Origin of the sequence: Streptomyces inusitatus (assembly GCF_014651115.1) — a bacterium.
In the GTDB taxonomy this organism is placed as follows: domain Bacteria; phylum Actinomycetota; class Actinomycetes; order Streptomycetales; family Streptomycetaceae; genus Streptomyces; species Streptomyces amakusaensis.
The window spans coordinates 437489-461527 of the sequence record NZ_BMWG01000002.1 but is presented as its reverse complement, the minus strand read 5'-3'; the positions used below and the strand labels follow the sequence as shown (position 1 = coordinate 461527).

At 72.3% G+C, this 24039-nt stretch carries 19 protein-coding genes; 4 read left to right on the top strand and 15 right to left on the bottom strand.

Translation table 11 applies throughout. The features are described 5' to 3' along the window. Positions 1-150 precede the first annotated feature (150 nt). On the bottom strand, positions 151-1047 hold the full coding sequence (locus IE247_RS05920) for a TIGR01777 family oxidoreductase (RefSeq protein WP_190121802.1): 897 nt from the start codon (positions 1045-1047) through the stop codon (positions 151-153). Between the two features lie 43 nt (positions 1048-1090). On the opposite strand from IE247_RS05920, the gene IE247_RS05915 reads away from it, so the two are divergent. Next, positions 1091-1606 (top strand): GNAT family N-acetyltransferase, encoded by a 516-nt coding sequence (locus IE247_RS05915; RefSeq protein WP_229868689.1) that lies wholly within the window; start codon positions 1091-1093, stop codon positions 1604-1606. Positions 1607-1634: 28 nt separating this feature from the next. Here the strand turns inward: IE247_RS05915 and IE247_RS05910 are convergent, their stop codons facing one another. After that, complete coding sequence (locus IE247_RS05910; RefSeq protein ID WP_190122100.1) at positions 1635-2156, bottom strand: DUF4240 domain-containing protein; 522 nt, start codon at positions 2154-2156, stop codon at positions 1635-1637. 121 nt (positions 2157-2277) lie between these two features. Here IE247_RS05910 and IE247_RS05905 point away from each other — a divergent pair, with 121 nt between their 5' ends. Continuing rightward, positions 2278-3219 carry an SDR family oxidoreductase gene (locus tag IE247_RS05905; protein WP_229868686.1) on the top strand — a complete coding sequence of 314 codons (942 nt, stop codon included), beginning with the start codon at positions 2278-2280 and terminating at the stop codon, positions 3217-3219. A gap of 8 nt (positions 3220-3227) precedes the next feature. On the opposite strand, the gene IE247_RS05900 is transcribed toward IE247_RS05905, so the two are convergent. The 8 genes from IE247_RS05900 to IE247_RS05865 all read right to left on the bottom strand — a co-directional run bounded on the left by IE247_RS05900 (position 3228) and on the right by IE247_RS05865 (position 15211). Next, entirely contained in the window at positions 3228-4214 is a 987-nt protein-coding gene (locus IE247_RS05900; protein WP_190121801.1) for a helix-turn-helix transcriptional regulator, read from the bottom strand. A gap of 30 nt (positions 4215-4244) precedes the next feature. Beyond that, entirely contained in the window at positions 4245-5069 is an 825-nt protein-coding gene (locus IE247_RS05895) for a MerR family transcriptional regulator (protein ID WP_190121800.1), read from the bottom strand. Between the two features lie 150 nt (positions 5070-5219). Then, positions 5220-7889: a pyruvate dehydrogenase (acetyl-transferring), homodimeric type gene (aceE, locus tag IE247_RS05890; protein ID WP_190121799.1), complete on the bottom strand. Its 2670-nt coding sequence runs from the start codon at positions 7887-7889 to the stop codon at positions 5220-5222. Between the two features lie 202 nt (positions 7890-8091). After that, entirely contained in the window at positions 8092-8715 is a 624-nt protein-coding gene (locus IE247_RS05885) for a GntR family transcriptional regulator (protein WP_190121798.1), read from the bottom strand. A gap of 348 nt (positions 8716-9063) precedes the next feature. Then, on the bottom strand, positions 9064-10878 hold the full coding sequence (gene sucB, locus IE247_RS05880) for a 2-oxoglutarate dehydrogenase, E2 component, dihydrolipoamide succinyltransferase (protein ID WP_190121797.1): 1815 nt from the start codon (positions 10876-10878) through the stop codon (positions 9064-9066). Positions 10879-10931: 53 nt separating this feature from the next. After that, positions 10932-12320, bottom strand: a complete 1389-nt coding sequence (gene lpdA, locus IE247_RS05875) for a dihydrolipoyl dehydrogenase (RefSeq protein WP_190121796.1) — start codon at positions 12318-12320, stop codon at positions 10932-10934. Positions 12321-12739: 419 nt separating this feature from the next. Further along, complete coding sequence (locus IE247_RS05870; RefSeq protein WP_190121795.1) at positions 12740-14269, bottom strand: leucyl aminopeptidase; 1530 nt, start codon at positions 14267-14269, stop codon at positions 12740-12742. Between the two features lie 168 nt (positions 14270-14437). Beyond that, positions 14438-15211: an adenosylcobinamide-GDP ribazoletransferase gene (locus IE247_RS05865; RefSeq protein ID WP_373305508.1), complete on the bottom strand. Its 774-nt coding sequence runs from the start codon at positions 15209-15211 to the stop codon at positions 14438-14440. Positions 15212-15374: 163 nt separating this feature from the next. On the opposite strand from IE247_RS05865, the gene IE247_RS05860 reads away from it, so the two are divergent. Beyond that, entirely contained in the window at positions 15375-16133 is a 759-nt protein-coding gene (locus tag IE247_RS05860) for a hypothetical protein (RefSeq protein ID WP_190121793.1), read from the top strand. Positions 16134-16145: 12 nt separating this feature from the next. On the opposite strand, the gene IE247_RS05855 is transcribed toward IE247_RS05860, so the two are convergent. From IE247_RS05855 to IE247_RS05845, 3 genes are all read right to left on the bottom strand, one after another. Beyond that, on the bottom strand, positions 16146-17945 hold the full coding sequence (locus IE247_RS05855; protein ID WP_190121792.1) for a phosphatidylglycerol lysyltransferase domain-containing protein: 1800 nt from the start codon (positions 17943-17945) through the stop codon (positions 16146-16148). Positions 17946-18032: 87 nt separating this feature from the next. Next, on the bottom strand, positions 18033-19166 hold the full coding sequence (gene cobT / locus IE247_RS05850) for a nicotinate-nucleotide--dimethylbenzimidazole phosphoribosyltransferase (RefSeq protein WP_190121791.1): 1134 nt from the start codon (positions 19164-19166) through the stop codon (positions 18033-18035). Positions 19167-19195: 29 nt separating this feature from the next. Then, complete coding sequence (locus IE247_RS05845) at positions 19196-20395, bottom strand: bifunctional adenosylcobinamide kinase/adenosylcobinamide-phosphate guanylyltransferase (RefSeq protein WP_190121790.1); 1200 nt, start codon at positions 20393-20395, stop codon at positions 19196-19198. 92 nt (positions 20396-20487) lie between these two features. On the opposite strand from IE247_RS05845, the gene IE247_RS05840 reads away from it, so the two are divergent. Further along, positions 20488-20694, top strand: coding sequence for a hypothetical protein (locus IE247_RS05840; RefSeq protein ID WP_190121789.1), 207 nt, complete (start codon positions 20488-20490; stop codon positions 20692-20694). A 208-nt stretch (positions 20695-20902) separates the two neighbouring features. Here the strand turns inward: IE247_RS05840 and IE247_RS05835 are convergent, their stop codons facing one another. Both IE247_RS05835 and IE247_RS05830 read right to left on the bottom strand, forming a co-directional pair. After that, positions 20903-22030 (bottom strand): S1C family serine protease, encoded by a 1128-nt coding sequence (locus IE247_RS05835; protein ID WP_190121788.1) that lies wholly within the window; start codon positions 22028-22030, stop codon positions 20903-20905. Between the two features lie 114 nt (positions 22031-22144). Beyond that, positions 22145-23968 (bottom strand): ABC transporter ATP-binding protein, encoded by a 1824-nt coding sequence (locus tag IE247_RS05830; RefSeq protein WP_229868683.1) that lies wholly within the window; start codon positions 23966-23968, stop codon positions 22145-22147. Positions 23969-24039: the final 71 nt, after the last annotated feature.

Below are 24039 nucleotides of genomic sequence, written 5' to 3'. Positions count from 1 at the left end.
GTTGTGGCCTCGGGCCCCGGTGTGTGAGGGCCGCACGTCCGGTGCGGGTCCAGGGCGGGGCTCCGCCCCGAACCCCGCGCCTCAATCTCCCCCTGGCTTCGCCGGGGGGACCCCCAGCGGGGCTTGAAATTGGCCTCCCTCGCCCGCATCTCAGGTTTTGGTGAGGGCGGCGGAGAGGGATTGGGTGATGGTGGGGAAGGCGAAGGTGAAGTGGGAGGAGAGGAGTTTGGCGGGGAGGGCGCGCTGGCTGCTGAGGATGTCGGAGGACATGTCGCCGAGGGTGAGGCGGAGGAGGGGGGCGGGGACGGGGAGGAGGGTGGGGCGGTGGAGGAGGCGGCCCATGGCGGCGGTGATCTCGCGGTTGGTGGCGGGGGAGGGGGCGGTGCAGTTCACCGGGCCGGAGAGGGCGGGGGTGTCGAGGATGTGCCGGAGGGCGGCGACCTCGTCGTGGTGGGAGATGAAGCTCCAGTACTGGCGGCCGTCGCCCAGCCGGCCGCCGAGTCCGGCGCGGAACAGGGGGAACAGCCGGGCCCAGGCGCCGCCCTCGCGGGACACGACCAGACCGGTGCGGGCGAAGACGGTGCGGATGCCCGCCTCCTCGGCAGGGGCGGCGGCCTCCTCCCACTCGACGCAGACGCCGGGCAGGAAGCCGTCGCCGGGCGGGGCGCTCTCGTCGACCGCGCGGTCGCCGGTGTCGCCGTAGTAGCCGACCGCGCTGCCGCACAGCAGCACCTCGGGCGGGGTGTCCAGCCGGGTGACCGCTTCCGCCAGCGCGGCGGTGCCCAGGACCCGGCTGTCCCGGATCTCCCTGCGGTACGACTCGGTCCAGCGGTGGTCGCCGATGCCCGCGCCGGAGAGGTTCACCACCGCCGTGCAGCCGTCGAGCCCGGCCGCGTCCACCGTCTGCCGGAGGGGATCCCACTCCACCTCGGCCGCCGACCGCGCGGGGCGGCGGACCAGGGCCACCACCTCGTGGCCGTCCGAGCGCAGTGAGCGTGCCAGTGCTGAGCCGATGAGTCCGGAGGAGCCCGCGATCGCGATCCGCATAAAAACATCCTGCCCCCTGGCCACCCCGTGACACAGTTGTCCCATGCGGGAGACACGGGAGACGGCACCGATGGCGGGGATACGGATTCGGCAGGCCCTGCCCGAAGACGACCAGGCGCTGAACCGGCTCGACCACGAGAGCTGGTCGACCCTGCACGCGGTGCTTCCGCGCCCGGTCGTCGGCGCGCCGTTCTTCGACCGGCATCCGCCCGGTGACTTCATCGTCGCCGAGGACGCCGGGGGCACGGTCGTCGGCTACACCCGGATCACCCCGCCCACCCCGCTCGCCTGCAATCGGCATGTACGCCAGGTGCAGGGGCTGGCCGTCGCCGCCGCCGTGCGCGGGCAGGGGGTCGGCCGGGCGCTGCTGAGGGCGGCGTGCGAGCGGGCGCGCGAGGAGGGCGCGGTCCGCGTCACCCTGCGGGTGCTGGGGCACAACGCGCCGGCGCGCGCCCTGTACGAGTCCGAGGGCTTCGAAGTCGAGGGCGTGCTGCGGGGCGAGTTCTGGATCGCCGGCCGGTATGTGGACGACGTGATGATGGGCCGCGCCCTGCTCTGACCGTCGGACAGGCCCCGGACCCTCACGGTCAGTCGTTGCCGAAGCGCTCCCACAGCCGGGGGAAGCGGCTCGCGAGCACGCCCTCGTCGTCGAAGTCGAAGGGGGTGCCCGAAGGCTCCGCGCTCTGCGCGGTGATCCCGAGATCCGGTGCCACCACCCCGGTGAGCTGCTCGTACGCCTCGTCCGCCGCGTACCCCAGCTCCTCGCCGTCGCCGTCGATGTCCTCGTCGAAGTCGTCGAGGAGCTCGGCGAGCGCGTCCGGCTCGTGCAGCGCGCCCTCGAAGATCTCCCGGCCCTGGCCGATCAGCCAGCAGCGGAAGTAGTCGAAGGCGTCGTCGCTCGCGCCGCCGAGCAGCACGGCGGCCGCGCCCCACAGATCCCAGGTGTAGGCGCGGTTGTAGCGGGCCTCGAAGTGGCGCGCGAAGTCCAGCACGGAGTCCGGGTCCAGCCGCATCAGCCGCTCGACCAGCAGGTCGGCGTGTTCCTCGGGGTCGCCCTCGGCGGCCTCGCGGGTGGTGTCCACGATCTCCCAGAACTCCGTCTCGTCCATCACGGGTCCAGCATCGTGGCTGGAGGGGGCCCGCGCACGCGGAGCCGCCGAAATACCGGCCCGGGAATCCGCCGGGAATGGCAGACAGAAGGTGTCCGGTATCCGTGCGACGGTCGTTCCCATGAAGGAAAACATGAAGGAGAGGACGGCGACCGGCGGACCGCTGTCGGGGAAGGTGGCGCTCGTCGCCGGAGCCACCCGGGGCGCGGGGCGGGCCATCGCCGTACAGCTGGGAGCCGCCGGTGCGACCGTCTACGCCACCGGCCGCACCACCCGTGACCAGGTCAGTGAGATGGGCCGGGCGACGGAGACCATCGAGGGGACGGCCGAGCTGATCGAGGCGGCGGGCGGCCGGGGGATCGCCGTACCCACCGACCATCTGGAGGCCGGGCGGGTGCGGGAGCTGATCGCCCGCGTGGAGCGGGACCACGGCCGGCTCGACATCCTCGTGAACGACGTCTGGGGCGGGAACTCCCTGCTCGACTTCGACACCAGGATGTGGGACGTCGATCTCGACCGGGGACTGAGGATGCTCGACCTCGGCGTCCGCAGCCACATCATCACCAGCAGCATCGCCCTGCCCCTGCTGGTGCGCCGCCCCGGCGGGCTGGTCGTCGAGGTCACCGACGGCACCTCCCGCACCAACAAGGACTTCCGCGAGAACTTCTACTACGACCTCGCGAAAAATGGCCCGATCCGCATGGCCTACACCCTCGGCGAGGAGCTGAAGTCCGTGGGCGGCACGGCGGTGGCCGTCACCCCCGGGTTCCTCCGCTCCGAGGAGATGCTCGACTTCTTCGGACTCACCGAGGAGAACTGGCGCGACGGCATCGACAAGCAGCGCCACTGGGCGCTCTCCGAGTCCCCGGCCTACCTCGGCCGGGGCGTCGCCGCGCTCGCCGCCGACGGGGAGCGGGCCCGCTGGAACGGGCGGTCGCTCGACAGCGGACAGCTCGCGAGGGAGTACGGCCTGACGGACACGGACGGCAGCCGGCCGGACGTGTGGGGCTTCCTGCTCGCGGAGAAGGCCGGGGGGACGCCGGACCTCGCGGAGTACCGCTGACGAGCGGATCAGGCGCTCTCCTCCGGACGCCGGTAGAGCTCCGCCGTCCGCCGCGCCGACTCCCCGAACCGCTCCCGCAGCTCCGCGGGCTCCAGCACCTCCAGCTCCGGGCCCAGCCCGTACAGCTGCGCGTACGCCACCTCGTGGGACTCCACCGGCAGTGTCAGGGTCACCCGGCCCCGCCCGTCCGGCTCGCCCGCCGCCGCCAGCGCGGCGCGGGCGGCGGCGCGGTCCACGGTGTACGGCAGCAGCCGCGCGCCCTCCTCGCTCACCCGTACGACGATCTCGGCCCGGAGCAGGGACCGGGCGAACTGGGCCGCCCGCTCGTCCCAGAAGCCCGGCAGATCGAACCCCTCGTCCCGCTCAAAGGATCCGCCCTCCGCCTCGACCGAGGCGAACCGGTCCAGCCGGTACACCCGGAAGGAGCCCTCCACCCGGGCGCACAGATACCAGACCCCCGCCTTCAGCACGAGACCGTACGGCTCCATCTCGCGCATCACGTCCGCGCCCCGGCGGTCGCGGTACGCGGCCACGATCCGCCGGTCCTCCCAGACCGCCTCGGCGACGTCCGCCAGCAGCGGCGGGGTCTCGGGCTCCTGGTACCAGCCCGGAGCGTCCAGATGGAAGCGCCGGGCCGCGCTGCGCGGGGCGTCGCTGAGCGAGGGCAGCAGCGCCGCCGACACCTTCAGCCGGGCCGCCGACGCCGCGTCCTCCAGACCCATGTCGCGCAGCGCGCCCGGCAGACCGGAGAGGAAGAGCGCCTCCGCCTCGCTGCGGCCGAGCCCCGTGAGCCGGGTGCGATAGCCGCCGATCAGCCGATAGCCGCCGGACCGGCCCCGGTCCGCGTAGACCGGGACCCCAGCCTCGGAGAGCGCGAGCGCGTCCCGGGTGACGGTCCGCTCCGACACCTCCAGCTCACGGGCCAGCTCCGGGCCGGTCATCGAGGGCCGGGACTGGAGCAGAAGCACCATCTTGATCAGCCGGGCAGCGCGCATCCCTCCATGATGACCGCCCGGCGGCGGGCCTCAGACCAGCCGCTCCTGAAGCTCGGTGACCCACTGGGAGCGGTCCTCGGGGCATTCGAGGGTCACCTCACGCGCGTACCCCGCCGCCCGGTGCCCGCCCGCGTCGACCCAGCGGGCCAGCGTCTGGGCCGTGGCCAGCACCTCGTCCATCGAGCCCCGGTGCACGATCGTCGCGGCGCGCTCCAGCGCCGGGAGATCGACCACCGTGAAGCCGTCCCCCGGGCCCGGGGGCACCGAGGACGAGACCGTCACCGCCGCGTGCACCAGGATCGCGCCCTCGCCCTCCGGCGCGTCCTCGTAGTGCGCGATGCCGGGCCCGACGGGCGTGATCCCCGCCGCCTCCAGCCGCGCGAACAGCTCCCCGTACAGCGGACCGATCACCGGGCCGATGTGCTCGGGCGCGTAACTCGCGGAGACGGCGGTCAGCTCGGCCACCCGCACCGGGGGAACGCTCTTCACAATGACGTCGTCGCTGGGCATGTGCCCCTCACTCTCGATCGAACGGAGCCTCGCCTCGACCTGGCCCAGCCTGGCCGCCGCCTCGGCGGCCGCCTGCTCCAGCTCGGCCCGCCGCAGCGTCAGCATCCCGCGCAGCTCCTCCGTACTCACCCGCTCCTCAAGGATCCGCCCCACCTGTTCCAGGGTGAAGCCGAGATCCTTCAGGGCGATGATCCGGTTGAGCCGCGCGAGCTGCGCCGCCGCGTAGTGGCGGTAGCCGCTGAACGGATCGACACGCTCGGGGCGCAGCAGCCCCAGCGCGTCGTAGTGCCGCAGCATCCGGGGCGAAACCCGGCCGTGCCTGGCGAAGTCTCCGATGGTGAACATGGTGTCCTCACTCCAGGGCTTCACCCGGTGTCAAGGTCAAGACAAGAGCCCGGAAAACAGCCCGGAAACAGCGATCACCCCGGGCCGCCGTCGCGAGGACGGCGGCCCGGGGTGATCACCTCATGGCTGTACGGGATGCGTACGGGGTGCTCAGAGGCCGTAGCGCTCCCGGGCCTCCTTGACCACCGAGGCCGGGATCTCGCCGCGCCGCGCCAGCTGCGCCAGCGCCGCGACGGTGATCGACTGCGCGTCCACGCCGAAGTGGCGGCGGGCCGCGACCCGGGTGTCCGAGATGCCGAAGCCGTCGGTGCCGAGCGAGGACCAGTCCTGCTCCACCCACTGGCTGATCTGGTCGGGGACCTGACGCATCCAGTCGCTCACCGCGAGGACCGGGCCCGGGGCGCCTTCCAGCGCCTTGCGGATGTACGGGGTGCTCTGCTCGCCCCGCAGCAGCGCCTCGTCCGACTCCAGTGCGTCCCGGCGCAGCTCGCCCCAGGAGGTCGCGGACCAGACGTCGGCCGTGACGCCCCACTCGTCGGCCAGCATGCCCTGGGCCTCCAGGGCCCAGTGGATCGCCGTGCCGGAGGCCAGGAGCTGGAGCCTGGGCGCGCTCGCGGAGGCGGGCACGCCCTCCTTGAAGCGGTACAGGCCCTTGAGGATGCCCTCCTCGACGCCCTCGGGCATCGCGGGCTGCGGCTTGGGCTCGTTGTAGACGGTGAGGTAGTAGAAGACGTCCTCAGGGTTCTCGCCGTACATCCGGCGGAGACCGTCCTTGACGATCACGGAGATCTCGTACGCGAACGCCGGGTCGTAGTTGAGCGAGGCCGGGTTGGTGGCCGCGATCAGGTGCGAGTGGCCGTCCGCGTGCTGGAGGCCCTCACCGGTCAGCGTGGTGCGGCCGGCGGTCGCGCCGACGATGAAGCCCTTGCCGAGCTGGTCGGCGAGCTGCCACATCTGGTCGCCGGTGCGCTGCCAGCCGAACATCGAGTAGAAGATGTAGAACGGGATCATCGGCTCGCCGTGCGTCGCGTACGACGTGGCGGCGGCGATGAAGTCGGCCATGGAGCCGGCCTCGGTGATCCCCTCGTTGAGGATCTGGCCGTCCTTGGCCTCCCGGTAGTACATCAGCTGGTCGCGGTCGACCGGCTCGTACGTCTGGCCCAGCGGGGAGTAGATGCCGGCCGACGGGAAGAGGGACTCCATACCGAAGGTACGGGCCTCGTCGGGGACGATCGGGACCCAGCGCCTGCCGGTCGTCTTGTCCCGCATCAGGTCCTTCACCAGGCGTACGAACGCCATGGTGGTGGCCATCTCCTGCTTGCCGGAGCCCTTCTCCAGGGCCTTGAAGGCACGCTCCTCCGGGGCGGGCAGCGCGACGGCGCGCACCCGGCGGGCCGGGGCGGGGCCGCCGAGGGCCGCGCGGCGCTCCTGGAGGTAGCGGACCTCGGGCGAGTCGGCGCCGGGGTGGCCGTAGGGCACCACACCGCTCTCGAAGGCGCTGTCGGGGATCGGGAGGTCGAGCAGGTCGCGCATGCCCTTGAACTCGTCGATCGACAGCTTCTTCATCTGGTGGTTGGCGTTCTTCGACTCGAAGCCCTTGCCCAGGGTGAAGCCCTTGACGGTCTGCGCCAGCACCACGGTCGGCGCGCCCTCGTGGGCGAGCGCCGCGCGGTAGGCCGCGTACACCTTGCGGGCCTCGTGGCCGCCGCGGGAGGTGTAGAAGCACTCGGCGATCTTCGCGTCGGTCAGCAGCTTCGCCAGCTCGGCGAGGGCCGGCTCCGCGCCGAAGAAGTGCTCGCGGATGTACGCGACGTCACGGGTGGCGTACGTCTGGAACTGGGCGTCCGGGACGGCGCGCAGCCGACGGACCAGCGCGCCCGTGGTGTCGAGCTGGAACAGCTCGTCCCAGGCGGAGCCCCACAGCGTCTTCACGACGTTCCAGCCGGCGCCGCGGAACTGCGCCTCCAGCTCCTGGACGACCCGGAAGTTCGCGCGGACCGGGCCGTCGAGGCGCTGGAGGTTGCAGTTGATGACGAAGGTCAGATTGTCGAGGCGCTCGCGGGCCGCCAGGGCCAGGGCCGCCGTCGACTCGGGCTCGTCCATCTCGCCGTCGCCGAGGAAGGCCCAGACGTGCGACTGCGAGGTGTCCTTGATGCCGCGGTTGTGCAGATAGCGGTTGAACCGCGCCTGGTAGATCGCGGAGAGCGGGCCCAGGCCCATGGAGACGGTAGGGAACTCCCACAGCCAGGGCAGCCGGCGCGGGTGCGGGTACGAGGGCAGACCCTCGCCGCCCGCCTCCTGGCGGAAGTTGTCGAGGTGGGCCTCGGTGAGCCTGCCGTCGAGGAAGGCGCGGGCGTAGATGCCGGGGGAGGCGTGGCCCTGGATGTAGAGCTGGTCGCCGCTGCCGTCCGCCTCCTTGCCCCGGAAGAAGTGGTTGAAGCCGGTCTCGTAGAGCCAGGCCGCGGAGGCGAAGGTGGCGATGTGGCCGCCGACGCCGAGCCGGGAGCCGCGCGTCACCATGGCGGCGGCGTTCCAGCGGTTCCACGCGGTGATCCGCGCTTCCAGCGCCTCGTCGCCGTCGAGTGCGGGCTCGGCGGCGGTGGGGATGGTGTTGACGTAGTCCGTCTCCAGCAGCCGGGGTATGGGAACCCCGGCGGTCTCGGCGTGCTGGAGGGTACGGCGCATCAGATACGCGGCGCGGTGGGTGCCCGCGTGCTGGGCGACGGCGTCGAGGGAGGCCGCCCACTCGGCGGTCTCCTCGGCGTCGCGGTCCGGGAGCTGGTCGAGCTCGCTCGGAAGCTTGGCTACGGGGTCGGTCATGTCGCCGCCTTCCGGACTGGGGGGAAAGTTAAAGGGGCCATGTCTGGCAGGACAGGGCGACGGGCCGGGTGAAGCCCAAAGGTGACTGTAAGCCGCTGATCGATGATCGATCAAAGTATTCGGAGGTAAAAGTTCTCCGGAGAGCGAAATTGGCATTCCGTGCCCCGAAACAGGGCACCGGGTGCCGTAATGGCGGTACCGGTCACGGCCGGGGCGCGCAGCCGAGGACATGGGCCTTCACCAGGGTCCCGATGGCCGGGTCGCGGCGCTGGAAGGCCTCCACGAGCGCCTGGTGCTCCTCGGCGTACGACTGCTGCACGGTGCCCAGCCAGCGGATCGACAGGGCCGTGAAGACCTCGATGCCCAGCCCCTCCCAGGTGTGCAGCAGCACCGCGTTGTCGGCCGCGCGGACCAGCTCCCGGTGGAAGCCGACCGTGTGCCGCACCTGGCCGGCCGAGTCGCCCGCCCGGTCCGCCGCGTACAGCGCCGCCACATGCGGCTCCAGCGCCGAGCAGTCCCGGGCCAGCCGGTCGGCCGCCAGCTCGGCGGCGATCTGCTCCAGACCGGCCCGTACGGGATAGCTCTCCTCCAGGTCCGCCGCGGTGAGGTTGCGGACCCGGACGCCCTTGTTGGGCGCGGACTCGATCAGCCGCAGGCTCTCCAGCTCCCGCAGCGCCTCCCGGACGGGCGTCTGGGAGACCTGGAGCTCGGTCGCGATGCCGCGCTCCACGATCCGTTCACCCGGCTTCCAGCGTCCGCTGACGATCCCCTCCACGATGTGCGCGCGGATCTGCTCGCGCAGCGAATGGACGACGGGCGGGGTCATGTGGGGGCTCCTTCAGGGCGGGTACAGCCCACCGATTATCCCCTTCGTGGGGTTAGGGAGTGTCTTCGAAGTGGCGTCGTCCGCCCGTAGGGCGGGTCTGGCGGGGTCTGGTGCGTGCGATCGCAAGGCGGAGGAGGGAGTCGACGCGGAGCGTCGGCGACCGACGACAACGCGGCGAGCGTGCGTGCCAGGGCACGACAGGCAGACGGGACTTCGAAGACACGACCTAGGGGCATGTCTGCCCCGCTGGGGTGGAGGGCGGGAAGAACGGGTGGAGGGCGGGAAGAACGCGAGACGCCCCGCCCGGAGTGTTCCGGGCGGGGCGTGGTGTCACATGGCCGGCTGGGTCTACAGACCCAGCTCGATCTCGAACTCGCCTGCTTCGAGGATCGCCTTGACCGTCGTCAGGTAGCGGGCGGCGTCCGCGCCGTCCACCAGACGGTGGTCGTAGGAGAGGGACAGGTAGGTCATGTCCCGGACGCCGATGACGGTGCCCTCGGCGGTCTCGATGACCGCCGGGCGCTTGACCGTCGCGCCGATGCCCAGGATGGCCGCCTGGTTCGGCGGCACGATGACCGTGTCGAAGAGCGCGCCGCGCGAACCGGTGTTGCTGACCGTGAAGGTCGCGCCCGCGAGGTCGTCGGGGCGGATCTTGTTGGAGCGCACGGCCCCGGCCAGCTCGGCGGTCTTCTTGGAGATGCCGGCGATGTTCAGGTCGCCCGCGCCCTTGATGACCGGCGTCATCAGACCCTTCTCGGAGTCCACGGCGATGCCGATGTTCTCCGAGTCGAAGTACGTGATGGTGCCTTCGTCCTCGTTGATCCGGGCGTTGATGATCGGGTGGACCTTCAGCGCCTGGGCGGCGGCCTTCACGAAGAAGGGCATCGGGGAGAGCTTGACGCCCTCACGGGCCGCGAAGGCGTCCTTGGCCTGGGCGCGCAGCTTCATCAGCTTGGTGATGTCGACCTCGACGACCGAGGTCAGCTGCGCCTGGCTGTGCAGCGCCTTCATCATGTTGTCGCCGATGAGCTTGCGCATCCGGGTCATCTTGACCGTCTGACCGCGCAGCGGGGACACCTCAAGGGCCTGGGCGGCCTTCGGGGCGGCGGCCGCCGGAGCGGCGGCGGGAGCGGCCGGAGCCTGGGCGGCGGCCTTGGCGGCCTCCGCGGCGGCGACGACGTCCTGCTTGCGGATACGGCCACCGACGCCGGAGCCCTTGACCTCGGACAGGTCCACGCCGTTCTCCGTGGCGAGCTTACGGACCAGGGGGGTCACGTAGGCGTCGCCGGAGGAGACGGACGGGGCCGGAGCCGGGGCGGCGGGAGCGGCCGCCGGAGCGGGCGCGGGGGCCGGGGTGACGGGTGCGACCTGGGTCGGAGCCGGAGCCGGAGCCGGAGCCGCAGCCGGAGCCGGGGTGGCGACGGGTGCCGGAGCGGCCGGGGCCGGGGCGGCGACAGGGGCGGGGGCGGCGGCGGGAGCCGGGGCGGCCGGGGCCGCGGGAGCGGCCGGAGCCGCGCCCGGGGCGCCGATCACGGCCAGCTTCGCGCCGACCTCGGCGGTCTCGTCCTCGCCGACCACGATCTCCAGCAGCACACCGGCGACGGGCGCGGGGATCTCGGTGTCGACCTTGTCCGTGGAGACCTCAAGCAGCGGCTCGTCGGCGTCGACGGAGTCGCCGACCTCCTTCAGCCAGCGGGTGACGGTGCCCTCGGTGACGCTCTCGCCGAGCGCCGGGAGGACCACGTCCGTACCGGTGGCGCCGCCGGCCGGGGCGGCCGGGGTCTCGGCCTGGACCGGGGCCGGGGCGGTGGGAGCCTCGGCGGCCGGTGCGGCCTCCGCGACGGGCGCGGGGGCGGCGGCGGGCTCGGCCGCGGGGGCCGGAGCCTCTTCGGCGGCCGGAGCCGGAGCAGCCGCGGGGGCGCCCGATCCGTCGTCGATGATGGCCAGCTCGGCGCCGACCTCGACCGTCTCGTCCTCGGCGACCTTGATGGAGGCCAGGATGCCGGCGACGGGCGAGGGGATCTCGGTGTCGACCTTGTCGGTCGAGACCTCAAGCAACGGCTCGTCGGCCTCGACGCGCTCGCCCTCGGCCTTCAGCCAGCGGGTGACAGTGCCCTCAGTGACGCTCTCACCGAGCGCCGGAAGGGTTACGGAAACCGACATGGTTTCAGTTGCTCCTTACGAAAGTGCGGAAGTGGTCGTCGCGCGCCAGGGGCTCAGTCATGGGCGTGCAGAGGCTTGCCCGCGAGCGCCAGGTGGGCCTCGCCGAGCGCCTCGTTCTGGGTCGGGTGCGCGTGGATGAGCTGCGCGACCTCGGCCGGCAGAGCCTCCCAGTTGTAGATCAGCTGAGCTTCGCCGATCTGCTCGCCCATCCGGTCACCGACCATGTGGACGCCGACCACGGCACCGTCCTTGACCTGGACGAGCTTGATCTCGCCCTGGGTCTTCAGGATCTTGCTCTTGCCGTTGCCGCCGAGGTTGTACTTCAGGGCCACGACCTTGTCCGCGCCGTAGATCTCCTTGGCCTTGGCCTCGGTGATCCCGACGGACGCGACCTCGGGGTGGCAGTAGGTCACCCGGGGCACGCCGTCGTAGTCGATCGGGACGGTGGTCAGACCGGCGAGACGCTCCGCCACCAGGATGCCCTCGGCGAAGCCGACGTGCGCGAGCTGGAGCGTCGGGACCAGGTCGCCGACGGCGGAGATCGTGGGGATGTTCGTCCGCATGTACTCGTCCGCGAGGACATAGCCGCGGTCCATCGCGACGCCCTGCTCCTCGTAGCCGAGGCCGGCGGAGACCGGGCCGCGGCCGACGGCGACGAGCAGCACCTCGGCCTCGAAGGTCTTGCCGTCCGCGAGGGTGACGCGGACGCCGTCCTGGGTGTACTCGGCCTTCTCGAAGAAGGTGCCCAGGTTGAACTTGATGCCGCGCTTGCGGAACGCGCGCTCAAGGAGCTTGGAGCTGTTCTCGTCCTCGACCGGGACCAGGTGCTTCAGACCCTCGATCACGGTGACGTCGGCCCCGAAGGACTTCCACGCGGAGGCGAACTCGACGCCGATGACGCCGCCGCCCAGCACGATCGCGGACTGCGGGACGCGGTCCAGCTTCAGCGCGTGGTCGGAGGAGATGATCCGGTTGCCGTCGATCTCCAGGCCCGGCAGCGACTTCGGCACGGAGCCGGTCGCGAGCAGGATGTGACGGCCCTCGACCCGCTGGCCGTTGACGTCGACCGAGGTCGGCGAGGAGAGGCGGCCCGCGCCCTCGATCACGGTGATCTTGCGGGAGGCGATCAGACCCTGGAGTCCCTTGTACAGGCCCGAGATCACCTCGTCCTTGTACTTGTGCACGGCCGCGACGTCGATGCCCTCGAACGTGGCGCGGACACCGAACTGGGCCGACTCGCGCGCCTGGTCGGCGATCTCGCCGGCGTGCAGCAGAGCCTTCGTCGGGATGCAGCCGTGGTGCAGGCAGGTGCCGCCGACCTTGTCCTTCTCGATCAGGGCGACGTCGAGACCCAGCTGAGCTCCGCGCAGCGCCGCAGCGTAACCGCCGCTACCGCCGCCGAGGATCACTAGGTCGAAAACGGTGCTGGCGTCGTTCGCCACGTCACGTCCTCCATGCATGTGCGCCGGGCACCGGGGCCCCCTCACCCGGGGGAAACCGGCCGTTCGGCTGGTGTGCGGCCGATGTCTCGTCGGCCCTTAGGTCGGGCCCTGTCCTGCCGAGGACCCATCTTCGCACTTGTTGCGGAAAGACGGGACGCGGGGCCGGTCTCTTGTGGCGTCTGATCGATCACCTCAGGAGTTACTCACAGGTAATAACATTCCGGCGGCCGGGCCGATTCCACCGAAAGGGATGTTTCATCCACAGCGAACGGCGCTTTCGGGACACCCCGACCGCGTGGGACCGCGCCGTACCGCGCCGTACCGCGCCGTACCGCCCGTTCACGCGGCACGGCCCCGCCCGAGCGCGGGCGGGGCCGTACCGTGGGGCACCGTGAGGCACCGGGGGTCACTCCGGGTGACTAGCCCAGCTCGCCGTCGGCGATCCGCTCGGCCAGCCGCACCAGGGTGCGGACCGAGGAGCCGGTGCCGCCCTTGGGGGTGTAGCCGAACGGCGCGCTCTCGTTGTAGGCCGGGCCCGCGATGTCCAGGTGGGCCCAGGCGATGTCCTCGCCCACGAACTCCTGGAGGAAGAGACCGGCGACCAGGCCGCCGCCCATCCGCTCGCCCATGTTGGCCATGTCGGCGGTGGGGGTGTCCATGCCCTTGCGCAGCTCGGGCGGGAGCGGCATCGGCCAGGACTGCTCGCCGGCCTCCTCCGCGGTCTCGTGGACCGCGGTGCGGAACGCGTCGTCGTTGGCCATCACACCGAAGGTGCGGTTGCCCAGCGCGACCATCATCGCGCCGGTCAGCGTCGCCACGTCCACGATCGCGTCGGGGTGCTCCTCGGACGCCTTCCACAGCGCGTCCGCCAGCACCAGCCGGCCCTCGGCGTCGGTGTTGAGCACCTCGACCGTCTTGCCGCTGTACATCCGCAGCACATCACCCGGGCGGGTGGCCGAGCCCGAGGGCATGTTCTCGGCGAGCGCGAGCCAGCCGGTGACATTGACCGCGATGCCCAGCCGGGCGGCGGCGACGACGGCGGCGAACACGGCGGCGGCGCCGGCCATGTCGCACTTCATCGTCTCGTTGTGACCGGCGGGCTTCAGCGAGATGCCGCCCGAGTCGTAGGTGATGCCCTTGCCCACCAGGGCGAGGGTCTTGGCGTCCTTGTGGTGGGTGTAGCTCAGCCGCACCAGGCGCGGCGGGTTCTGCGAGCCCTGGCCGACGCCCATGATGCCGCCGAAGCCGCCCTTGAGGAGGGCCTTCTCGTCCAGGATCTGGACCTTGATCCCGTGCTCCTTGCCGGCGGCGGCGGCCAGCACGGCGAAGGCGTCGGGGGTGAGGTCGTTCGGCGGGGTGTTGACCAGGTCGCGGGCGCGGTTCAGCTCCTCGCCGATCGCGACGGCGCGCTCGGCGGCGGCCTTGAACGCCTTGTCGCGCGGCTTCGCGCCCAGCAGGGCCACCTCGGCGAGCGCCTGCTTGGGGCCGCCGCCCTTCGCGGCCTTCTTCCCGCCGCCCTGGTACGCGGTGAAGGCGTAGGCCCCCAGCAGCGCGCCCTCGGCCACGGCCCCGGCGTCCTCCGCGTCCTCGATCGGCAGGGCGAAGCCGGCCTTCTTGGACCCGGTCAGCACCCGGGCGGCGGTGCCCGCGGCCCGGCGCAGGGTCTCCAGACCGTAGGTCTCGTCCTTGGCCGGCAGGGTTCCGAGGCCGACCGCGAGGACGACGGGGGTCTTGAAGCCGGAGGGCGAGGGAAGCTTCGTCACCTCGCCCTCGGAGCCGGTGGCCCCGAGGGTCTCCAGTACGGCGGCGAGCTTTCCGTCGAACGCCTTGTCCACGGCCTCCGCGCCCGGCGCGACCACCGGGCCCTTGGCGCCCTTCGCGATGCCGACGACGAGGGCGTCGGCGCGCAGCGTCGCAGCGCCGGCAGTGCTGAGAGTGAGAGCAGTCACGGTGGTGAAATCTCGCTTCCGTTGAGTTTCCAGGGCCTTTGGGGGCCGTTGGGGGGATAGGTCAACACCCCGCCAGGGGAAAAGCGTACGCGCGGTCACGTATCCCGATCACGGCGGAGCCGCTTCCCCGCCCGGCCCGGGCCGCCCCCGGACGCGCTGAGCGGCCGTTCAGCCCAGGGCCAGCGCCACCAGCGCGACCGTCGCCGCCGTCTCGGCGAGAGCGCCGAACACATCGCCCGTCACCCCGCCGAACCGGCGCGCACAGTGACGCAGCAGCAGCTGGGCCGCCGCGAGCCCGGCCAGGACCGCGACCGCCTGGTGCACCGCGCCGTACCCGCCCAGGAGCGCGCCGACGCCCGCGCAGCAGACGGTGACCAGCGCGGCGACGGCCAGGGCGGTGCGTACGGGGACGGTCTCGGCGACCGCCGCGCCCAGGCCCCCGGGGCGGGCGGCGGGGATCCCCGGGCGGGCGGCGAGGGTGAGGGCGAGCCGGGCGGTGACCCCGGCGGTCACGGCGGCGAGCGCGCCGTACGCCCAGCCCCGGTCGTACAGCTGCGCGAGGGCGGCGACTTGGGCGAGCAGGACGAACAGCAGGGTGATCACGCCGAACGGTCCGACGTCCGACTGCTTCATGATCCGCAGCGCGTCCTCGGCGGGCTTCCCGCTGCCCAGGCCGTCCGCGGTGTCCGCGAGCCCGTCCAGATGGAGCCCCCGGGTGAGGACGGCGGGCACCGCGACGGCCGCGACGGCGGCGAGCGCGGACCCGGCCCCCAGCAGCCGGAGCGCCCCGCCCGTGACCGCGGCCGCCAGACCCACCACCAGACCGGCCAGCGGGGCGCAGAGCATGCCCGCCCGGGCGGCCCCGCGGTCCCAGCGGGTGAGGCGGACGGGCAGCACGGTCAGGGTGCCGAAGGCGAAACGTATGCCGGTCAGACCGCTCACACCGCTCACTTCACTCGCTCGGGAATCACTGGGGGATCGCTGGGGATCGCCGAAGGGCGCCGGGAGCCGCCCGGGGCGGGCGGTCCACCGGCGAAGCGTAGCCCGCCCCTCTCACCCCACAAGCGGTAAATTACGCATACCTTTCACAAGGGGGCATTTCGCTATGGGGCGCTGGTTCCAGGAGAACATCACCGAGGCGGGGAAGCTCCCGATGCTGCTCGCCCTCGCCTCCTTCGTCCTCACCTTCCTCATCACCCGCACCATCACCCGGCTGATCAGGGCGGGCATCGGCCCCTTCCGCGACATCACCGCGGGCGGGACCCACATCCACCACGCGGTGCCCGGGGTGGTGCTCACCGTCGTCGGCGGCTTCGGCGCGGTGGGCAGCGGACGGCACGGGCTCACCGCCGCGATCTGCGCGGTCGTCTTCGGGATCGGCGCGGGCCTGCTCCTGGACGAGTTCGCGCTGATCGTCCACATCGACGACGTCTACTGGAGCGAACAGGGCCGCCAGAGCGTGGAGGTCGTCGTCCTCGCCGCCGCCCTCGCCCTGCTGGTGCTCAGCGGCTTCTCCCCGCTCGACGTCGACTCGCTCAGCCCCGCCGAGCGCCAGGACCGCGCGAACCTCGCCCTCACCCTGGGCCTCAACTTCCTCTTCGTGCTGATCACCCTGGTCAAGGGCAAACCGAGGACGGCGCTCATCGGCACGCTCGTCCCTTTCGTGGCCCTCTTCGGCGCGCTCCGGCTGGCCCGCCCCGGCTCGGCGTGGGCCCGCCGCTGCTACCGCTCCCGGCCGAGGGCCCGGGCCAGGGCGCTGCTGCGCGCCTACCGTCACGACCGCCGCTGGGACGGGCCCCGCCGCCGGTTCCAGAATCTGCTCGGCGGTACGCCGGACCCGCCCGCCGCCGCACGGGAGCGATGACCCTCCCGCGGTTCAGCGCCGGGTCTCCAGATGCCTGCGGTGCAGCCACTTCGGCAGGCCGGGGGCCTCCAGGAAGCCTTCGGCGCGGCCCGCCGCCACCCCGATGCGCAGCAGGTCGGCGCTCTTCTCGAAGAGCAGGAAGCGGGGCTCCCAGATGGGCCGGTACTTGGCGTTGGCGCGGTAGAGCGACTCGATCTGCCACCAGCGGGAGAAGAAGCTGAGCAGCGAGCGCCAGAGCCGCAGCACCGGGCCCGCGCCGAGCCGGGAGCCGCGTTCGAAGACCGAGCGGAACATCGCGAAGTTCAGTGAGACCTGGGTGACCCCGAGTCCGCCCGCCCGCTGGAGCAGTTCGATGACCATGAACTCCATCAGGCCGTTCTCGGAGTCCCGGTCACGCCGCATCAGATCGAGCGAGAGCCCGCCGGGACCCCAGGGCACAAAGCTCAGCACGGCCCGCAGGACGCCCTCGCCGTCGGTGCATTCGAGCATCACACAGCGGCCGTCCCCGGGGTCGCCCAGCCGTCCGAGCGCCATGGAGAAACCGCGCTCGGTCTCCCCGTCGCGCCAGTCGTCGGCGCGTTCGAGCAGCACCGCCATCTCCTCGGCGGGGATCTCCTCGTGGCGGCGGACGCGCACCTCGTACCCGGCGCGCCGCACCCGGTTGTACGCCTGGCGCACGGTCCGCATGGCCCGCCCCTCCAGGGTGAAATCGGCGATCTCCACGATCGCCTCGTCGCCCAGCTCCAGCGCGTCGAGGCCGTGCCGGGCGTAGACGGTGCCGGCCTCCTCGCCCGCTCCCATCACGGCCGGGCACCAGCCGTGCTCGCGCGCCTGGGCGAGCCAGGGCTCGATCGCGCCCGGCCAGGCCTCCGGATCGCCGATCGGATCGCCGGAGGCGAGACTCACCCCGCCGACCACCCGGTAGGCGACGGCGGCCTTCCCGGTGGGGGACCACACCACGCTCTTCTCGCGGCGCAGCGCGAAATAGCCCAGCGAGTCGCGCTCGCCGTGCCGGGCGAGCAGGGCGCGCAGCCGCTCCTCGTCCTCCTCGGTGAGCGGGTCGACGGTACGGCGGGAGCGGAAGGCCGCGTACGCCACGGCGAGCAGCAGCGCGGTGGAGGCGGTGTTGATGACGACATCGACCCAGCCCGGGGTCTCGATGCCGGTGATGTGGTCGTCGTTGGCCGCGAGCGAGATCAGCCGGAGCACCCCGTACCGCCAGCGCTCCAGGAAGGTGGAGCCGGTGTCGGCGGTGTTCGTGACGGTGACCAGCAGGGCCGCCAGCAGTGAGGTGACCAGCAGTCCGACGGTGGCGACGGCCGCCGCGAGCTTGGGGTTGGAGCGGTCGCCGATCGCGTAGAACTCCCGCCGGCCCAGCAGCAGGGAGGCGACGAAGGCGGCGGTCAGGGCCAGTGAGACCCAGTTCTGCGGATGCCCGCGGAAGCCTTCCTCAAGCGCCAGGGCGAGCGCGAAGAGCAGCAGGAAGCCCCCGCCGAGCACCAGGTTGAGGATCCAGGCGGCCCGCTTGCGGCGGCGCATGGTGACCGCGAGGAAGAGGGCGAGGACGCCGGAGGCGAAACCCGCGGTGAGCAGGTACGGGGTGAAGTACTCGGCCACGTTGTGGCGTCGCAGGTCCTGGCCGAGCGAGACCCAGACGGCGCTCAGGACATTGATGAACGCCGCCCCGCGCAGATACCAGACGGCGAAGGAGGCGGCGCGCCGGGAGCGGGCGGTGCTCCGGGCGGCCGGGCCGCCGGGCGCGGGGCCGGGCGGCGCGGACTGCGAGTTGCTGGACAAACGGACCTCTCCCATGAAATGCGATGATATGGGGCACCGCTGGGCGGGGGAGGTGAGGGTACGGCCACCACTGGACCCGCGGCGGCCGTACCGACGTGTCCGTCAGTCCGTGTCGATCCCCGTCGGAGCCGGAGCCGAAGCCGGATCCGAAGCCGGATCCGGAGCGGCTTCGGCCTCCGGAGCCTTCTCCTTCTCCTTCTCCGGCAGCTCCGCCGCCAGCGCGGCCGCCGCCCGGACGATGGGCAGTGCGAGCAGCGCCCCGGTCCCTTCCCCCACAGTGACGCCGTGGTCGAGCAGCGGGTTGAGCGCCATCCGGTCCAGCGCCTTGGCCTGCGCCGGCTCACCGCTCAGCTGCCCCGCCAGCCACCAGTCCGGCGCACGGAACGCCGCCCGCTGCGCGACCAGCGCGCACGCCGCCGAGACCACCCCGTCCAGGATCACCGGCATCCGGCGCACCGCGCTCTGGAGCAGAAAGCCGGTCATGGCCGCCAGATCCGCGCCGCCCGCCGCCGCCAGCAGCTCCAGCTGATCGCCGAGGACCGGCCGGGCCCTGCGCAGCGTGTCCCTGATCGCCGCGCACTTGCGCATCCACGCCAGATCGTCGATGCCCGCGCCGCCCCGCCCGGTGACCACCGAGGCGTCGGTGCCGCAGAGCGCGGCGATCAGCGCCGACGCGGGTGTGGTGCCGCCGACGCTCAGATCGCCCAGAACGATCAGATCGGTCCCGGAGTCGGCCTCCTCGTCGGCGAGGGCCATCCCCAGCCGCACCGCCCGCTCGGCCTCGTCCGCGCTCAGCGCGTCCTCGACGTCGATCCGCCCGCTGCCGCGCCGCACCCGGTGGCGGACGATCTCCTCGGGCAGCAGCGCCGGATCGCAGTCCAGCCCGGCGTCCACGATCCGCACCGGCACACCGGCGGTCCTGGCCAGCACGGCCACCGGGCTCGCGCCGTCGAGCACGGCGCGCACCAGCAGATGCGCCGTGCCGGCCGCCCGGCCGGAGACGCCGAGACCGGCGATGCCGTGGTCACCGGCGAACAGCAGCACCTTCGGCTGTCCGACGGGCTTCACCGGCACCGACGCCTGGGCGGCCGACAGCCATTCGCCCAGCTCGTCGAGCCGGCCGAGCGCGCCGGGCGGCACGGTCAGCCGCTCTCTGCGTTCCTCTGCGTCGCGCCGGACACCGCTGTCGGGACGCTCGATCAGTTCGGAGAAGTCATCGAGATTCAGCCTGCTCATTCGCCGAACAGTACCGGGTGCGCGCGGGCTCAGTTCCGGAGTACCAGAGCCTGCCCGGCGACCACCAGCAGCACCTGTTCGCACTCGGCCGCGAAGGCCGCGTTGAGCCGTCCCAGCTCGTCCCGGAAGCGGCGGCCCGCCGCCGTGGCGGGCACCACCCCCGAGCCCACCTCGTTGGTCACCGCCACCACCGTGCGCGGGCTCCGCCGCACGGCGGCGATCAGCTCGGCGACCCGCTCCCGCAGGGCGCGCTCCCCCCGCTCCCGCCACACCTCGTCGTCCCACGCGCCGGCCCGGTCCATCGCGTCGGTGAGCCAGAGCGAGAGACAGTCGATCAGCAGCGGGGGGCCGTCCTCGGCGAGCAGCGGGGCCAGCTCGCAGGTCTCGGAGGTACGCCAGGACCCGGGCCGCCGCTCCCGGTGCAGCTCCACCCGGTCCGCCCACTCCGCGTCGCCCTCGCGCCGGCCGCCGGTCGCCACGTACAGCACATCGGGGAAGGCCTCCAGCCTGCGTTCGGCCTCCACCGACTTCCCCGAGCGGGCCCCGCCGGTCACCAGCGTCCGGCGCGGCACATCGGGCACCGCGTGGTACTCGCCGACGATCAGCGTGGTGCCGTCGGGCACGGCGCGCGCCCCGGCGGCGGCCAGCCTGCGGTCCAGCTCCGGGCCCCCGGGCGCATCGTGGTCGATGTGCACCGCGATCAGATCGGTTGTCGCCCCGATCGCCCCCGCCGCGCGCAGCCTGGCGATCGCGTCCGGCCGCCCGACCACATCCGCGACCACCATCTCGTACGCCGCCAGCCCCTCCGCCAGCCCGGCGGGCGCGCCGCCCGGCGGCAGATACAGCAGCCGGTCGCCCTCCGGCGAGGCCACCTCGTACCCCGTGCCCGGATTGTCCATCGCCACGGCCCGCACCCGATGCCCGCTGATCAGCGTCAGCACCCGCCCGTCCGGCACCCTGCCCGCCGACGGCAGCCCCGCAGGCACATCCACGGCCGGCCCGTCGTGCGGATGCGTCAACAGCACCTGCCGTACGCCCACGAGCGAATGTCCGGCCCGCGCGGCGGCCAGCGCCGCCCCCGGCGTCAGATCCAGCAGCAGCGCCCCGTCCACGAGCAGCGCGGTCGCGGCCCGCGCCCCCGGGCCGCGAGCGGCGGCGCACACGGCGCACGGGCAGTCGGGCCGGGGGAGACCGGCCGGGGCGCCGGTACCGAGCAGTGTCAGTTCCACACCCCTGATCCTCCCGCTTCCCCGCGCCCCCCGCGCCCCCGGCTACGCTGCGTGCGGGACAGAGATCACTTCAGACCCCCAAGGAGGCGGACATGGCATGGACGTGGCAGTTCGAGAAGTCCGACGGGACAAAGGTCCAGCCGGCTGTCGAGCCGGAGGAGTTCACCACACAAGGCGACGCCGAGTCCTGGATCGGTGAGCACTGGAAAGACCTCCGCGACGGCGGCGCCGACCAGGTCACCCTCTCCGAGGACTCCACCCAGATCTACGGCCCCATGAGCCTCCACACCGCCGAGTAACCTTCTCGCACTCCGGCCCGGCCCCCGCAACTGTGGGGGCCGGGCCGATAAATCAAGCTTTCGCTGGGTCCACTCCCTGCGAAGCCAGGGCGTTCACTGAACGGGTGCCTCAAATTCAAGCCCCTCCGGCGATTGAGGAGCGGGGGTTCGGGGGCGGAGCCCCCGACAACGGCCCGCACATTGACCGGGTAACCGAGAGCGTCAGCTCTCAGACCTCCCCCAGCGTCACCTCCGCCGTCCTCTCCTCCCCGTCCCGCACATACCCCACCACCACCTTCTCCCCCGGCTCGTCCGACGCCAGCGCCTCCGCGAGCCCGGTGATCGACGTGATCTCCGACGACCCCACCTTGGTGATGATGTCGCCGGCCCGCAGCCCCGCCTTGTCCGCCGCCCCGCCCTTGACGACCTCCACCACCGCCGCTCCGGCGGGCTGGTAGCTGTCGTCCAGCACGGTCCGCGCGGTGATCTCCAGCGCGGCCCGTCCCGAGTGGGTGACTTTCCCGTTCTGGATGATCTGGTCGGCGACCGTCGTCACCATCGAGACGGGGATCGCGAACCCGATCCCGGGCGCGGCCCCCTCGCCCAGCTCCGGGTCGGTCGCCGCCAGGGTGGGGATCCCGATCACCTCGCTGTCCAGATTGACCAGCGCGCCCCCGCTGTTCCCGGGGTTGATCGCGGCGGACGTCTGCACCATGTTCCCGATCGTCGCGCCGGTCCCGCCGCCGGTGGCGCTCTCGCTCACCGTGCGGCCGATCCCGGAGACGATGCCCTGGGTCACGCTGCTGGACAGCCCGAGCGGCGACCCCATGGCGAGGACGATCTGCCCCACGGCCACCTTCGAGGAGTCGCCGAAGGTCGCGGGCCTCAGCCCGGCGGGAACCCGTTCCAGCTTGATGACCGCCAGGTCCTGCTCCGGGTAGGAGGAGACGAGCTTCGCGGTCAGCGGCTCCTCGCCCGTCGCCACGGTGACCAGGAACGACCGCCCTTCGCCCACCACATGGGCATTGGTGATCACATGGCCCTTGCTGTCGTAGACGATGCCCGACCCGAGGCTGTTCCCGGCCTCGATCTGCACCACGGACGGCAGTACGTTCTTGATGACGGTCTCGTAGTCGGTCTGGAGCTCGTTCACCGAGGAGGGCGGGGCCGCCCGGGTCGAACTCTCCATCCGCTGCCACGAGGACGCCTCGGTGCGCTCCGGCCCGGGAGTCCCCGTGCAGCCGCCGATGAGGACCGCCGCGCAGACCCCCGCGGCCGACGGCAGCAGCCGCCGGAGACGGAGACGGAGACGGCGGCGGGCGGTGCCGCGCGAGAGGGGACGAGGGGATATCTCCATGACCGGAGTATCCCTTTCGCCCCAATATATCGGCATGTTGGACGCCGCCGAACCGGTGACCGGAACCCTCGGCGTCCACGGACATCCGTCTGTGGAGATCCGACGTTCGGCGGTTCAGGCCGCGTTCTCGGGCACCGTCGCCAGGAACTGCGTGGCCGCCAGCTCCCCGTACAGCGGATCGCCCGCCACCAGTTCCTGGTGCGTCCCCACCGCGCGCACCCGCCCGGCGTCCATCACCACGATCCGGTCCGCCAGGGTCACCGTCGACAGCCGGTGCGCGACCACCAGCACCGTCACCTCCCGCGACACCTCCGCGACCACGTCCCGCAGTGCCATCTCATTGACCGCGTCCAGCTGGCTGGTCGCCTCGTCGAGCAGCAGCAGCCGGGGCCGCCGCAGCAGCGCCCGCGCTATCGCCACCCGCTGGCGCTCACCGCCGGAGAGCTTGGAGCCCCGGTGGCCCACCACCGTGTCCAGCCCCTCCGGCAGCCGGTCCACCAGCGCGTCGAGCCTGGCCCGTACGAGCACCTCGTGGATCTGCTCGTCCGTGGCGTCCGGCGAGGCGAAGACCAGATTCTCCCGGAGCGTTCCCGCCAGCACCGGAGCGTCCTGCTCCACATATCCGATGGACGCGCGCAGCTCGGCGGTCGGCCAGTCGCGCACATCCCGGCCGTCGATCAGGATCCGGCCGCCGTCGGCCTCGTAGAACCGCTCGATCAGCCCGAACACGGTCGTCTTTCCGGCCCCCGAGGGGCCGACGAACGCGGTCATCCCGGCGCCGGGCACCTCGAAGGAGACCCCGTGATGGACCGGCGGAAGGTCCTCGCGGTAGCGGAAGGAGACGTTCTCGAACGCGACCGACGCCGCAGGCCCGGTCTGCCCGGTCTTCTCCGCAGGGGCCGTCCGCCCGGTCCTCTCGGTCTGCTCCGTCTCCAGGCGCTCCGCCTCCACGATCCGGGCGATGGCCGCCGAGCCCTCCTGGTACTGGGTCGCCGCCTCCACCAGCTTGGACACCGGGTCGATCAGATAGAAGAGGAAGAGCAGGAACGCCACCAGCGTCGAGACGGAGATCGCGCCGGAGGCCACCCGTGCCCCGCCGATGCCGAGCACCGCGAGGAAGGAGACCTGCACCGCGAGCCCCACCGAGGACCAGGCCACCGACTCCCACTTCGCGGAGCGGACGCCGTGCCGCCACGCGTCCTCGGCCGCCGCGCCGATGATCGCGGTCTCGCGCTCCTCCGCGCCGGACGCCTTGAGGGTGCGGAAGGCCCCGAAGGCCCGCTCCAGCCGGGTGGAGATCTCGCCGACCGCCTCCTGCGAGCGGGTGGCGGCCTGGGCGATCTTCGGCATCACGAGGCCGACGCACCCGCCGATCAGCACGATCACCCCGAGGGTGACGCCGAGCAGCACCATGTCCATCATGCCCATCATCACGACGGTGGCGACGGCGGTGAGACCGCCGGTGCCCGCCGCGACGATCGACTGGGTGGTGACCGCGCGCAGCAGGGTCGTGTCCGAGGAGATCCGGGACATCAGATCGCCGGGCTGGGAGCGTTCCATCTCCGGCAGCTTGAGCCGCAGCAGCCGTCCGATCAGGGTGCGGCGGGCGGCCAGCACCACGGATTCGGCGGTACGGCTCAGGATGTATCCGCCGGTCGCCTCGATCACCGTGCCGAGCACCACCAGCGCGGTGAGCGCGATCAGGATCCCGGTGATCGACTCGTCCTGGCTGAGGCGGTCCACCAGCTCCTTGGCCGCCAGTGGCTGCATCAGCCCGGTGACCGCGCCGACCAGGGCGAAGACCGCGCCGAGCGCGACCAGCCCCCGGTGGGGACGGAAGTGGGCGTACAGCGCCCGCCAGGTCTCCCCGGCGGAGAGTTTCGGGGTCGTCGTCTCGTTCTTCTCGGCGTTCTGGGCCGGGATCTCTGCTCTGCTCACTTGAGGGGGGACGCGAGGGAGCCGCCGTTGCCTGACTCCCTCGCGAAAATCACGGAAATCACTGGAGGGTC

Coding starts and splice junctions, on each gene's coding strand:
- IE247_RS05895 (WP_190121800.1), bottom strand. CDS start 5,069: ATGTTCACCATCGGAGACTTCGCCAGGCACGGCCGGGTTTCGCCCCGG.
- IE247_RS05920 (WP_190121802.1), bottom strand. CDS start 1,047: ATGCGGATCGCGATCGCGGGCTCCTCCGGACTCATCGGCTCAGCACTG.
- sucB (WP_190121797.1), bottom strand. CDS start 10,878: ATGTCGGTTTCCGTAACCCTTCCGGCGCTCGGTGAGAGCGTCACTGAG.
- IE247_RS05855 (WP_190121792.1), bottom strand. CDS start 17,945: ATGGGAGAGGTCCGTTTGTCCAGCAACTCGCAGTCCGCGCCGCCCGGC.
- IE247_RS05885 (WP_190121798.1), bottom strand. CDS start 8,715: ATGACCCCGCCCGTCGTCCATTCGCTGCGCGAGCAGATCCGCGCGCAC.
- cobT (WP_190121791.1), bottom strand. CDS start 19,166: ATGAGCAGGCTGAATCTCGATGACTTCTCCGAACTGATCGAGCGTCCC.
- IE247_RS05840 (WP_190121789.1), top strand. CDS start 20,488: ATGGCATGGACGTGGCAGTTCGAGAAGTCCGACGGGACAAAGGTCCAG.
- IE247_RS05900 (WP_190121801.1), bottom strand. CDS start 4,214: ATGCGCGCTGCCCGGCTGATCAAGATGGTGCTTCTGCTCCAGTCCCGG.
- IE247_RS05915 (WP_229868689.1), top strand. CDS start 1,091: ATGCGGGAGACACGGGAGACGGCACCGATGGCGGGGATACGGATTCGG.
- IE247_RS05905 (WP_229868686.1), top strand. CDS start 2,278: ATGAAGGAAAACATGAAGGAGAGGACGGCGACCGGCGGACCGCTGTCG.
- IE247_RS05860 (WP_190121793.1), top strand. CDS start 15,375: ATGGGGCGCTGGTTCCAGGAGAACATCACCGAGGCGGGGAAGCTCCCG.
- IE247_RS05835 (WP_190121788.1), bottom strand. CDS start 22,030: ATGGAGATATCCCCTCGTCCCCTCTCGCGCGGCACCGCCCGCCGCCGT.
- aceE (WP_190121799.1), bottom strand. CDS start 7,889: ATGACCGACCCCGTAGCCAAGCTTCCGAGCGAGCTCGACCAGCTCCCG.
- IE247_RS05910 (WP_190122100.1), bottom strand. CDS start 2,156: ATGGACGAGACGGAGTTCTGGGAGATCGTGGACACCACCCGCGAGGCC.